The 12,428-nt window shown below is 72.8% G+C and carries 10 protein-coding genes; 4 read left to right on the plus strand and 6 right to left on the minus strand.

The genetic code is table 11. From position 1 onward, the window contains the following. Positions 1-5: 5 nt before the first annotated feature. Both MPTA5024_RS22635 and MPTA5024_RS22640 read right to left on the minus strand, forming a co-directional pair. Positions 6-1,187 (minus strand): damage-control phosphatase ARMT1 family protein, encoded by a 1,182-nt coding sequence (locus MPTA5024_RS22635; protein ID WP_036329099.1) that lies wholly within the window; start codon positions 1,185-1,187, stop codon positions 6-8. 91 nt (positions 1,188-1,278) lie between these two features. Next, positions 1,279-2,391 carry an NAD(P)H-dependent flavin oxidoreductase gene (locus MPTA5024_RS22640; RefSeq protein WP_036327778.1) on the minus strand — a complete coding sequence of 371 codons (1,113 nt, stop codon included), beginning with the start codon at positions 2,389-2,391 and terminating at the stop codon, positions 1,279-1,281. A gap of 236 nt (positions 2,392-2,627) precedes the next feature. Here MPTA5024_RS22640 and MPTA5024_RS22645 point away from each other — a divergent pair, with 236 nt between their 5' ends. The 3 genes from MPTA5024_RS22645 (at position 2,628) to MPTA5024_RS22655 (ending at position 6,516) form a co-directional block, all read left to right on the plus strand. Continuing rightward, positions 2,628-3,587, plus strand: coding sequence for a LysR family transcriptional regulator (locus tag MPTA5024_RS22645; protein ID WP_036327781.1), 960 nt, complete (start codon positions 2,628-2,630; stop codon positions 3,585-3,587). Between the two features lie 86 nt (positions 3,588-3,673). Beyond that, positions 3,674-5,182: a S1 family peptidase gene (locus MPTA5024_RS22650; RefSeq protein ID WP_036327784.1), complete on the plus strand. Its 1,509-nt coding sequence runs from the start codon at positions 3,674-3,676 to the stop codon at positions 5,180-5,182. A 182-nt stretch (positions 5,183-5,364) separates the two neighbouring features. Further along, on the plus strand, positions 5,365-6,516 hold the full coding sequence (locus MPTA5024_RS22655) for a S1 family peptidase (protein ID WP_036327787.1): 1,152 nt from the start codon (positions 5,365-5,367) through the stop codon (positions 6,514-6,516). 93 nt (positions 6,517-6,609) lie between these two features. On the opposite strand, the gene MPTA5024_RS22660 is transcribed toward MPTA5024_RS22655, so the two are convergent. Genes MPTA5024_RS22660 through MPTA5024_RS22675 form a run of 4 tightly spaced genes read right to left on the minus strand, consistent with a single transcriptional unit; the run spans position 6,610 to position 10,571 of the window. Then, entirely contained in the window at positions 6,610-7,359 is a 750-nt protein-coding gene (locus MPTA5024_RS22660; protein WP_036327791.1) for an SDR family NAD(P)-dependent oxidoreductase, read from the minus strand. A 31-nt stretch (positions 7,360-7,390) separates the two neighbouring features. Next, complete coding sequence (locus MPTA5024_RS22665) at positions 7,391-8,728, minus strand: FAD-binding oxidoreductase (protein ID WP_036327794.1); 1,338 nt, start codon at positions 8,726-8,728, stop codon at positions 7,391-7,393. Further along, positions 8,725-9,663, minus strand: a complete 939-nt coding sequence (locus tag MPTA5024_RS22670) for a decaprenyl-phosphate phosphoribosyltransferase (protein ID WP_051458523.1) — start codon at positions 9,661-9,663, stop codon at positions 8,725-8,727. The genes MPTA5024_RS22665 and MPTA5024_RS22670 overlap by 4 nt, the downstream gene beginning before the upstream one ends. Continuing rightward, complete coding sequence (locus tag MPTA5024_RS22675) at positions 9,663-10,571, minus strand: DUF3068 domain-containing protein (RefSeq protein WP_232326600.1); 909 nt, start codon at positions 10,569-10,571, stop codon at positions 9,663-9,665. Before MPTA5024_RS22675 ends, MPTA5024_RS22670 begins: the two co-directional genes overlap by 1 nt. Positions 10,572-10,769: 198 nt before the next feature. Here MPTA5024_RS22675 and MPTA5024_RS22680 point away from each other — a divergent pair, with 198 nt between their 5' ends. Further along, positions 10,770-12,122 (plus strand): acyltransferase family protein, encoded by a 1,353-nt coding sequence (locus tag MPTA5024_RS22680; protein ID WP_051458524.1) that lies wholly within the window; start codon positions 10,770-10,772, stop codon positions 12,120-12,122. The last annotated feature ends 306 nt before the right edge of the window (positions 12,123-12,428 follow it).

Consider the following 12,428-nt stretch of genomic DNA (forward strand, 5'->3'; position numbering starts at 1 on the left):
GGGCGTCAGGGGCGGCCCTGGATCATGGCGTGGGTGCCGGCGGTGCGCCAGGGGCGGCCGGTCGCGTCCAGGCCGGCCAGGGTGCGCTCGGGCACGCCGACCAGGGCGTCCGACTTCAGCGTGCGCAGCGCCACGACCGGGCTGGGGAAGTAGCCGGTGACGGCGGCGAACGGGGTGGTGGGCGGCCACATGCGGTCGCCGACGAGCCTGCGGTAGTTCAGGTCGCCCTTGGTGACGGTCAGGGACGCCGCGGCGAACTCCTCGCGCAGGTCGTCCGGCATGTCCCAATACGGCAAGGGGGCGCAGGCGAAGGGGTGGGCCCGCACCGCGAGCCGTCCCTCCTCCATGGCGTGCCAGAGGCGGCCGCCGGCCTCGCCCGCACGCCCCGGCGCGACGGCCAGCCGCCGCAGGCACGCGAGCACGTCCGCGGGGGTGGCGTCGGACACGAAGTAGGGGGCGGGCTTGACGTGCAGCACGACCTCCCGCGCCAGCCCCTCGGCCAGGAGGTGGTCGGCCAGCACGAGGTCGGGCAGCAGTTCCCGGCCCGCGTTGTCGGCGACGAGGCACACCCGTCCCGGAGGCCGGTCGCGCAGCAGCGACCACAGCAGAGCGCTGTCGTCCACGACGAGGCCGCTGACCCGCTCGCGGTCGCCGCTCAGCGTGAGGGTGAAGGACAGGTCGGCCCGGTTGCCCCACAGAGAGCCGAGCAGGAGGGCCTGGGCCCGCTCGCCGGGCGGCAGCGCGGCCGTCTCGTCGAGCGCCGCGAGCTCGCCGTCCACGACCGAGCCGGTCAGCTCGGCCTGCTTGACCGGCCCGAACGGGTCGACTCCGCGCCACGGGCCGTCGCCGTAGTAGCCGGTCGCCTCAAGGAGCTTGCGGTAGAAGTAGCTCTCCGCCCACAGGAACGGCACGTCGACCCAGCGCCGCCCGATCTTGTCCCGCCCCCACTCCGACCACTCCGCGCCGTCGTGCGCGGACGGGCCGAGCGGCTCCATGACGTCGCGGACGACCTCGTCCAGCAGCCGGTCGAGGGCCCGCCGCCGGTCCGGCGTGTACGGCAGGGCCTCCCGGACCTGGCGGATCAGGGCCGGGTGCCGCTCGCGGAAGACGGTCAGGGCGTACGAGCCGGGGACGTTGCCGAGGATGGGCGGCGCGTCCGCCACCGTCTCGTCGCGGGCGTGGCTCACGTCGGGCACCCTCCCCCGGCTCGTCGGACTCCTGCCCAGTAAAGCGCAGGGGCGCCGCCGGGCCGGGACGAGGGTCGCCGGTCGGACGCCGTCAGTCGCGGTTGACCCGTTCGAGGCGCTCCATGGTCTCCACGTACTCCTCGACCATCTCGAAGACGACCTGCCTGGCCGACTTGACCTGGTTCATCGCGCCGATGATCTGCCCGGCGGGGAACGTGGTCAGCTCGGCGGCCCCCGAGCTGCCGATCCGCCGCAGGGCGCCGGAGACCAGCATGAACTGCAGCGGCATCGGCAGCGTGCCGGGCGACTCGGCCGACTCCCAGGCCTCGGTCCACTCGTTGCGCAGCAGCCGGGCGGGCTTGCCCGTCCAGCTCCGCGAACGGACCGTGTCTCGTGAGGTGGCCTCCAGGATGCGCCGCTTGACGAGCTCGGAGGTGTCGGCCTCCTCCACCGTCAGCCAGACCGAGCCGGTCCACACGCCCTCGGCGCCCAGGGCCATCCCGGCCGCCATCTGACGTCCGGTGCCGACGCCGCCCGCGGCCAGGACCGGCACGTCGACCGCGTCGACGACCTGGGGGATCAGCACCATCGTGGAGATCTCGCCCGTGTGGCCGCCCGCCTCGGTGCCCTGGGCGACCACCACGTCCACCCCCACCTCGACCTGCTTGACGGCGTGGCGGGGGGTGGAGGCCAGCGCCGCCACCTTCACGCCCTTGGCGTGCGCGAGCTCGACGACGTCGGCCGGGGGCGGGCCGAGGGCGTTGGCCAGCAGCGCGATGGGGTGCCTGAGCGCCACCTCGACCTGCGGCCGCGCGGTCGCGTCGGTCCAGCCGAGCAGCACCCTGCCGGGGTCGGAGCCGGTCAGCGGCGGGACGCCGTGCCGGGACAGCAGGTTCTCGACGAAGTCGCGGTGCGCCTGCGGGATCATGCCCTGGAGCCTTGCCACCAGGTCGGCCGGGGAGTCGACGTCGAGGTCCGCGCCCGCGTAGGAGGCCGGCATCACCACGTCGACGCCGTACGGCCGGCCGTCCACGTGGTCGTCGATCCACTTGAGCTCGATTTCGAGCTCCTCGGGGGTGAAGTAGAGGGCGCCGAGCACGCCCATGCCGCCCGCGCGGCTGACCGCGGCGACGACGTCCCGGCAGTGGCTGAACGCGAAGATCGGGAACTCGATACCGAACAGGTCGGTGACACGTGTCCGCATGTTCCCGACTGTACGGCGGGCCCGCCTGGAACTGCAACGTGTTCTAGCAACCCCGTGCTTCCACTCCTACCAGCCGGTAACCTGCACGTTTCCGACCGGCCGAAACGTCGGCGAGAACACGTTCCAGTGCGAGCGCCGGATCGCGCGGAAACCGGCGACCATGACCCACGAGTTAAAGTCAAATTTCATGACAAGGCGGGATTGCGGCCATACCACCGGGGCCGTACGTTCCCGGTATGGATCTGGAGATCCGGCACCTGAGAATCGTGCACGCCGTCGCCGAGGCCGGCAGCGTCACGAAGGCGGCCACGCGACTCGGGCTCGCCCAGCCGTCGCTCACCGCGCAGCTGAAACGCATCGAACGCTCCCTCGGCGGCCCCCTGTTCGAGCGTGACCGCAACGGCGCCCGTCCCACTCCCCTCGGGGAGATGGTGCTCTCCCGCGCCCGGGTGCTGCTCCCGGCCGTACGGGAGCTCCAGGAGGACGCGGTACGGTTCGCCAACACGCCCGTGGAGATCCCCGGCTACCGGCTGGGGGCGACCCACGGGCCCATTCTCGGCGGGCTGGTCGAGCGTGTGACCGCCGCCCAGCCCGGCGTCCCGGTCACCACGCGCACGTCCTGGTCGGCCGGGGAGCTCACGTCCATGGTGTCGGCCGGGCGGCTCGACTTCGTGCTGCTCGGCACCTGCGGCGACAGCCCGCCGCCTCCGGGCGAGTCGATGAGCTGGAGCGTGGTGGGGGCCGACCCGGTCTTCGTGCTGCTGGCCGAGGACCATCCCCTCGCGGGGGAGAGCCAGCTCGACCTGTCCATGCTCGCCGACGAGTGCTGGACCGTCGCCCCGGGGGACGGGTGCTTCTCCGACTGCTTCGCCGCCGCCTGCGCCCGCGCCGGGTTCGTCCCGATGTCCATCTACGAGACCGACGTCGCCACGTGCCTGCACCTGGTGGGGGTGGGCAAGGCCGTGGCGCTGTGCCAGGCCACGTTCCAGCTCACGGCCGGGCTGGTGATGATGCCGCTCGCGGGCGCGCCCCTGCGCTGGCGTCACCTGCTGGGCTGGCATTCGGAGTCGATCGCGGCGCGGGTGGCGCCGGCCGTGGCGTCGTACGCCCGCGCCTCCTACGCGGACGCGGTGCGGCGCAGCGCGCGCTATTCGAATTGGCTGGAGACCAATCCCCAATTCGGGACGGTTCCATAACGCGGCGGTAGGGGGGAGCTGATAGATCCGCGTCCCCGGTGAACTCGGCTACGGTGACGGCACCCCCCGATCCCCGAGGAGAACACATGCTCCCCAGACGTGCGGCCACCGCCGCATGCGCCCTGGCCGTCGGCGTCACCACGCTGCTGGCCGCCCCCGCCATGGCCGCTCCCGGCGACGCCTCCGGCCCGTCCGGCGCGCAGGCGGCGTCCTCGGCGCTCAAGCCGCCGCCCGCGATGCTCGAGGCCATGCAGCGCGACCTCGGGCTGTCCGCCGCGCAGGCGGAGGCCCGGGTCGCCAACGAGTCCCGGGCGTCCGCGACGGAGACGAAGCTGCGCAAGCGGCTGGACGCCTCCTTCGCCGGCTCGTGGGTCTCCGGCCCCACCTCCTCGACGCTCGTCGTCGCCACCACCGACGCCGGCCGCTCGGCCGACATCGCCGCCCAGGGCGCCACCCCGCAGGTGGTCGGCCGTTCGCTGGCCGCGCTCACGGCCGCCAAGGACGCCCTCGACCGCGCCTCCGCGAAGGCCCCCTCCTCCACGCCGATCTGGTACGTGGACGTGCGCAGCAACAGTGTCGTCGTCCAGTCGTCCCAGCCTGCCGAGGCCGAGGCGTTCGTGAAGGCCAGCGGCGCCGACCCGGCCGCGGTCCGGGTCGTGCAGTCGTCCGAGCAGCCCCGCCCGCTGTACGACGTGCGCGGCGGCGACGCCTACTACATCGCCGGCCAGGCCCGCTGCTCCATCGGCTTCTCGGTCACCAAGGGCAGCACGAACGGCTTCGTCAGCGCCGGCCACTGCGCGACCGTCGGCAGCAGCCTCACCGGCTACAACCAAGTCTCCATGGGGTCGTTCCAGGGCTATTCCTTCCCCGGCAACGACTACTCCTGGGCCGCCGTCAACAGCAACTGGACCGCCCAGCCCTGGGTGAACAACGGCAGCGGCGGCAACGTGACCGTCAGCGGCTCCACCGTCGCGGTCGAGGGCGCGTCGATCTGCCGCTCCGGCTCCACCACCGGCTGGCACTGCGGCACCGTCCAGCAGCGCAACACCAGCGTCACCTACCAGGAGGGGACGGTGAACGAGGTCACGCGCACCAACGTGTGCGCGGAGCCCGGCGACTCCGGCGGCTCGTTCATCTCCGGCAGCCAGGCCCAGGGCGTCACCTCCGGCGGCTCGGGCAACTGCAGCGTCGGCGGCACCACGTACTTCCAGCCGGTCAACGAGATCCTCTCGGCGTACGGCCTGACGCTCGTGACCTCCGGCGGCGGCAACCCGCCGCCCACGGGCTGCTCGGGCTACCAGCAGACCTACACCGGCAGCCTCACCAGCGGCGGCAACGCCTACCAGCCCAACAACTCGTACTACCAGTCGACCGTCTCCGGCACGCACAAGGCCTGTCTCGACGGTCCTGACGGCACCGACTTCGACCTCTACCTGCAGAAGTGGAACGGGTCGAGCTGGGTGAACGTCGCCAGCGGCACCACCGCGAACCCGGACGAGACCGTGACCTACTCCGGCACGGCCGGCTACTACCGCTACCGCGTCAACGCCTACTCCGGCTCGGGCTCCTACACCCTCGGCATCACCAAGCCGTAGGACCCGGCGCGGCCGCCGTCCCCCACCCCCCAGGGGGACGGCGGCTCCCGCATGCCTTGACCTGGGCTTTCCGTCATCGCTCCGCGTTTCCATACCGCCGTGGTAGGGGCGAACTGATAGATCCTTAACCGGTCGCGCCTCGGCTACGGTAACGGCACCCCCCAAGAGAAGGAGAGAGCCACATGCTCCACAGACGCACGGTGATCGCCGGATGCGCTCTGACCGTGACCGCCCTCGCCATGGCCGCCACCCCGGCCATGGCGGCGCCAGCGCCAGCCGGTTTCTCCGCCTCCTCCGCCGTCAAGCCGCCGCCCGCGATGCTCGAGGCCATGCAGCGCGACCTGGGGATCAGCGCCGCGCAGGCCGAGGCCCGCATCGCCAACGAGTCGCGCGCGAGCGCCACCGAGGCCGTGGTGCAAGCGTCGCTCGGCGACGCCTTCGCCGGCACCTGGGTGACCGGACCGACCTCGGCCGTCCAGATCGTGGCCACGACCGACTCCACCAAGGCCGGGGCCATCCTGGCGGCCGGGGCGCAGCCCCGCATCGTCGGGCGCTCGCTGGCCGCGCTCACCGCCGCGAAGGACGCCCTCGACAAGGTGTCGCCGCCCGCGTCGGTCTCCGCCTGGTACGTGGACGTGCCCAGCAACAGCGTCGTCGTCCAGTCGTCCCAGCCGGCCGAGGCCGAGGCGTTCGTCAGGGCCAGCGGCGCCGACCCGGCCGCGGTGCGCGTGGTCCAGTCGTCAGAGCAGCCGCAGACCCTCTACGACGTCCGCGGCGGCGACGCGTACTACATCGCCAACCAGGCCCGCTGCTCGGTCGGCTTCTCGGTGCGCCGCGGCAGCACGAACGGCTTCGTCAGCGCCGGCCACTGCGCGACCGTCGGCAGCAGCCTCACCGGCTACAACCAAGTCTCCATGGGGTCGTTCCAGGGCTACTCCTTCCCCGGCAACGACTACTCCTGGGCCGCGGTCAACGGCAACTGGACCCCGCGGCCGTGGGTCAGGGGCAGCGGCGGCAACGTGACCGTCAGCGGCTCCACCGTGGCCGTGGTGGGCGCGTCGATCTGCCGGTCCGGCTCCACCACCGGCTGGCACTGCGGCACCGTCCAGCAGCGCAACACGAGCGTCCGCTACTCGCAGGGCACGGTGAGCGAGGTCACGCGCACCAACGTCTGCGCGGAGCCCGGCGACTCCGGCGGCTCGTTCATCTCCGGCAGCCAGGCCCAAGGCGTCACCTCCGGCGGCTCGGGCAACTGCAGCGTCGGCGGCACGACGTACTTCCAGCCGGTCAACGAGATCCTTTCGGTCTACGGACTCACGCTCGTGACCGGATGACGATCCCAGGTGAGCCGAGGCGCCGCCGTTCCCCGTGGGGAGCGGCGGCGCCGCCGTCTCTCGGGGCGCGGCGCACCGGGGCCCGCACAGGCGTCAGCGCGGCATGCGGCGCCAGACGGCCCGCGGCAGGATCCGCATGACGGCGAAGACCGGCCGCAGCCGCGCGGGCACCCACACCGTCCCCCTTCCCGACCCGAGGGCCTCCACCACGGCGTCGGCCACGACGTCGGCCGTGACGGACATGGGCGCCGGCGTCATCCCCCGGGTCATCCGGCCGATCACGAACCCGGGCCGCACCAGCACCACCCGGACGCCGGTGCCGTGCAGGGAGTCGGCCAGCCCCTGGGCGAAGCCGTCGAGGCCGGCCTTGGCCGAGCCGTACACGAAGTTGGCCTTCCGGACGCGGACGCCCGCCACCGACGACAGCACGACGAGCGCGCCGTGGCCCTGCTCGCGCAGCCGCCGGGCGGCGGCCAGGCCCGCGGACACGTGGCCGCCGAAGTTGACGGCGACGTCGCGGGCGGCGGCCACCGGGTCGTCGTCGTAGACCGCCTGGCTGCCGAGCACGCCGAAGGCGGGGATCACCACGTCGAGGTCGCCCAGCTTGGCCGCGGCCTCCTCGATCAGCGCGGGATGCGTCTCGGGCCGGGACGCGTCGAAGTCGAGCACGTGCACCTCGGCGCCGAGCTCGCGCAGCCGCTCGGCCGGGGCGGTGCCCCCGCGCGCGGCCAGCACGACCCTGCTCGCGCCGGCCCGCACCAGCCGTTCGACGACGGCGAGCCCGATCTCGCTCCGCCCGCCGAGCAGCAGGACCGTGTCGACCGAGCCCAGCGCGTTCCTCATGATCCCTCCACGACTCGGCCCCACCCTAGGGTCACAGGCGCAGCCTCCGCGCCAGGTCGGAGACGAACAACCCGTCCGGGTCCGCCCGCCGCCTGATCTCCCGCCACTCCTCCAGCCGCGGGTACGTCGCCGCCATCGTGGCCGCCGACATCCGGGAGTCCTTGGCGAGGTAGAGCCGGCCCCCGGCCGCGGCCACCCGGCCGTCGAACTCCGTCAGCATCGCCGCGAGCCCGTCCTGGCCCACCGGGATGTCCAGGGCCAGCGTCCACCCGGGCATGGGGAACGACAGCATGCCGGGGGTCCCCTCGCCGAACCTCTTCAGCACGGTCAGGAACGACACGACCCCGGCCCGCGACAGCCGCTCCACGACCCTGCGCAGCGTGTCCTCGGCCCCGAACGGCACGACGAACTGGTACTGCACGAAGCCCCGCGAGCCGTACATGCGGTTCCAGCCGCCCACGCCGTCGAGCGGGTGGAAGAACGGCGCGACGCCCTGGATCAGGCCGCGCCGGTCGGCCGGGGCCCTGCCGTACCAGAGGGCGTTGAACGCGCCGATCGTCGCGCGGTTGAGCAGCCCGTCCGGCACCCAGGGCGGCGCGGACAGCCGGGGCCGCGGGCCGAAGGCGAGGGGGTCGCGCCGGGCGCGCGGCGGCAGCTCGTCGAGGCGGGCGTGGTCCCCGCGGGTGAGCACGCTCCTGCCCATCCGGCCGCCCCGGGCCAGCAGGTCGATCCAGGCGACCGTGTAGCGGTAGTCGTGGTCGCCGGCGGTCATGACCTCCAGGGTCTCCTCCAGGTCGCGCGTCCGCCGGACGTCCACCCGCATGCGGGAGGTCTCGACCGGGACGCACCGGAAGGCGGCCTCGACCACGACGCCCGTCAGGCCCATGCCGCCGACCGTCGCCCAGAACAGGTCGTCGCCGGGCCCGAGGGTGCGCAGGGTCCCGTCGGCGGTCAGCAGGCGCAGCGAGCGGAGGTGGGCCCCGAAGGACGAGTCGGCGTGGTGGTTCTTGCCGTGGACGTCGGCCGCGACGGCCCCGCCGACCGTGACGTACCGCGTCCCCGGGGTCACCGGGACGAACCAGCCGCGCGGTAACAGCGCCATCATGAGGTCGTGCAGGCTCATCCCGGCCGATGCGGTGACCAGGCCCGTCTCCTCGTCGAGCGACCAGGAGGGCGCGAGCGCGGCGCAGTCGAGCACGAGACCGCCGGCGTTCTGCGCCGCGTCGCCGTACGCCCGGCCGAGCCCACGGGCCACGACGCCGCGCCGCCCGGCCTCCTTGAGCAGCGCGGCGGCCTCGTCCACTGAACGGGGACGCGCGACGGTGGCGGGGGTGGGCGCGGTGCGTCCCCACCCGGTCAGCGGCGTCATGTCAGGTGGATTCCCAGGCCGAGCAGCACCAGCATCATCACGATGAAGACCTGGAGCGGGCGGTCGCGCAGCGCCAGTTCCTCCGGCTCCTCGCCCACGCCGCGGTCGACCAGCAGCGCGTGCCGCAGCACCACGAGGACGAACGGGACGATGCTGAGCGCGAAGAACGCCTTCTCCGTCCCCGTGTGCTCCTGGAGGGCCCACAGGCAGTAGGTCACGATCATCGCCCCCGAGCACATCACCCGGACGTGGGCGAGGTAGCTCGCGGTGTACGTCGTGAGCGTCGAGCGGGTGCCGGCCCCGCCGCCCTCCGTCTGCGCGCGCAGCTCCGCCTCCCGCTTGCCCGCCACGAGCAGCAGCGACCCGAGCGAGATGACGACGAGGAACCAGCTCGTCACGGGGACGGCCACCGCGACCGCCCCGGCGTACGCGCGGACGACGTGGCAGCCCGCGACGGCCACGAGGTCGACGACCGGCTGGTGCTTGAGCCAGAACGTGTAGGAGAACGTGAGCGCGAGGTAGGCGGCCACCACGGCCGCGAGCGGCCACCCGGCGGCGAACGCCAGGGCCAGGCCGGCGGCCAGCAGCACCGCGCCGGCCGCCCGCGCCAGCCGTACGGACACGATGCCGGCCGCGATGGGCCGCAGCCGCTTGCGCGGGTGCCGCCGGTCGGCCTCGACGTCGGCCGAGTCGTTGAACAGGTAGGTGCCGCTCGCCGCGAGGCAGAACGCGGCGAAGGCGACGAGCGCGCCGCGCAGCCCGGCGCCGGTGGTGAGGACGCCCGCGGCCGCCGGGGCGGCGAAGACGAGCGCGTTCTTCAGCCACTGGCGGGGCCGGCACGCGCGGACCAGCCCGGCGGCGATCGCCCGCCGGGTGGACGGCCCCGCCGGCGGGGCCGCCGCCGGCGGGCGCAGGGCCGCGGTCTCCCGGCTCATCAGTCCGTGCGGTCCGAGGGACGGCGCAGGAGCAGGACGCCGGCGACGACGAGCACGAGGCCGAGGACCAGCGACGCCAGCGGGAGCGTCGTCTTGACGAGCGTGATCTGGCCCATGTTGTCCCTGGCCGTGTTCACCAGGTCGCTCACGGTCTGGGGGGTGAACGAGGCGGTCGCGATGAGGGCCGGCATGCGCTCGACCCCGTCCGCCGTCTTCAGCACCTCGTGGCGCTGCTGCTCCTCCTTCACCGGCACGCCGGTGTTGGGCTCCACCCAGAACGTGTTCACGCCGTCGTAGACGCGGTTGACCTGGATGTCGCCGGGGTCGGTCATGCCGAGCACGGAGGCGGGGGCGCTGAGCGTCTGTGTGACGGTCGGCGGGATCTTCTGCTCGAACTTGTATACCGACAGGCCGTCGACCGTGTCCACGCCCGTGAAGGTCGCCGGGTACGCCTTCTGCGCGTCGGTGCTCCACACCTGGTACGTCTTCTTCTCGACGCCGAAGGGGAACAGGAAGATCTGGCCCTGCAGTTGCACCGGCTTCTTGTCGACCGAGGCGTTGCAGCAGGTCACGCCCTGGCCGTTGTACTTGTTGAACGCGCTGCGGAACTCGGTGTAGGAGATGCCGGGCCGGTTGTTCGTCACGTCGTTGACCGCGGTGAACTGGTCCCACACCACCCGGTCGTCCTTGGCCTCGGCGACGTCGCCCCTGGTCGTGACCGTGATGTCGAGGTTCCCCGTCAGCACCTTCAGGTCGCCGACGCTGAAGTAGCGGGCGTTCTCGGCGCTGAGGCGGGTGATGCTGTACTGGTTGGCCGGCGCCTGCACCAGTTTGCCCGCCACCTGGAACCTGATCAGTGGCGCGAGCACGATGAGGAAGGCCCCGATCCCCAAGAGAACTACTCCCATTGCGCGGCGCATTTCGCTCCTCCTGGGCAGGCCGAATGATGCCTGTTTGTCCTGAAACACGTTTCTATTTCGCTGTATGTTAGTCAGGGCAGTGACCGACGTCACGAGGGATGCGGAAAAGTGACCGAAACAGGTTCTAGGTCGACGACGGGTCGTGACATATTACTCGTCGGTTCTCAACCTGTTCGTGATGAAACCGTGAGCTCTGTCCGTACGGCCGTCCCCACCGTCACCGGGCACCTGGACGCGCTCGACGGCGTCCGGGCCGTCGCGGCGATAGCGGTCCTCGTCTTCCACGTCGCCATCGAGTCGGCGGCGGCGCTCCAGGACAACTTCTTCAGCAGCCTGCTCGCCCGGGGCGACGTCGCGGTGCCCGTCTTCTTCGCACTGTCGGGCCTGCTGCTCTACCGGCCGTACGCGCGGGCGGCGCTGCGCGGCGACCCCGCCCCCTCCGCGCGGGTCTACCTGCTCAAGCGCGCCCTGCGCATCCTCCCGGCGTACTGGCTGGTCGTGATCGCCGCGATGGCGCTGTGGTCGGGCTCCCACCTCGGCGACGTGAAGACCTGGCTGGAGCTGCTCCTGCTGGCGCAGAACTACGACGTCCACCCCTGGTGGTACGGCCTCGGGCCGCGCGGCCTGGCCCAGATGTGGAGCCTGTGCGTCGAGGTGGCGTTCTACCTCGTGCTGCCGCTGCTGGCGGCGGCGCTCACGGCCTACGCACGGCGCGGCGGCACCGACCCGGGACGGCGGGCCCGGCGGCTGCTGACCGGAGTGGGGGTACTGGCCGCCTCGTCGTTCGCCTGGGCGCTGTTCACCTACTACCCCGTCTACCGGCCGTACCTGAACACGTGGCTGCCCCGGGCGTCGGTGTTCTTCGCCGTCGGCATGGCCCTCGCCGTGGTGTCGGTGTGGGCGCGGGAGGAGCCGGACGAGGACGGCCCGCCCCGCCGGTTCGTCCGCGCCGTCGGCGCGTCCACGGGGAGCATCCTGCTCGTCGGCGGCCTCGCGTACGCCGTGGCGGCCTCGCCGCTGACCGGCACGCGGTTCAGCGGCGTGGACGGCGTGTGGGCCGACCTGTCGGAGCTGCTCCTGTACGCCGTCGTGGCCGCGTGCCTGGTGGCCCCGGCCGCGCTGATGAGCGACGGCCGCTCCCCGCTCGCCCGCTTCCTCGGCGGCCGCGTCATGCGCTTCCTCGGCCGGGTGTCCTACGGCATCTTCCTGTGGCAGTTCGTCGCGCTCTACCTCTGGTACGACTTCACCGAGCAGAAGCCCTGGACGGGCAACTTCGCCGGCAACCTGGTCGTGGTCGGCGGGCTCACGCTGCTGCTCGCCACGCTCACGTACAAGTACGTCGAGGAGCCGGCCCGGGGGCTGGCGCGGTTCGTCAGCCCGAGGAGGAAGCCCGATGGGACGGCTTCGCCGTCGCCTTCTGCTTCCCCGCAGGCTTCTCCGCAGGCTTCTCCGCCGCCTTCCCTGCCGGCTTCCGGGACGGCGACGGGGACGGCGACGGGGTCCGCCCCGGCGACGCGCTCGGCGACGGCGCGGGAGTAGGAGCCGGGGCCCCGGCCGGCGCGGCGGGAGGCGTCATCGGCACCGGATCCCCGTAGGCGAAGCCCCTGAGGCAGATGGGCGCCGACGGGTCGTCCAGCCGCACGAACAGCCCCTTGCCGGCGGTCAGGACCGGGAACTGCAGCAGGCCTCCCGGCGTGGCGGAGAACGTGAGCTGCCCCCGCACGCCGCCGATCTCGTAGGTGCCGGTGCCCGGCCGCTCGGCCGAGTACGCGATCCCGCCGACCGGCCCGATTCCGCCGTACGAGACCACGTCGGGGAAGTAGACGGCGTCCCCGATGAGCGGGA

Origin of the sequence: Microbispora sp. ATCC PTA-5024 (assembly GCF_000511135.2) — a bacterium.
GTDB lineage: Bacteria > Actinomycetota > Actinomycetes > Streptosporangiales > Streptosporangiaceae > Microbispora > Microbispora corallina.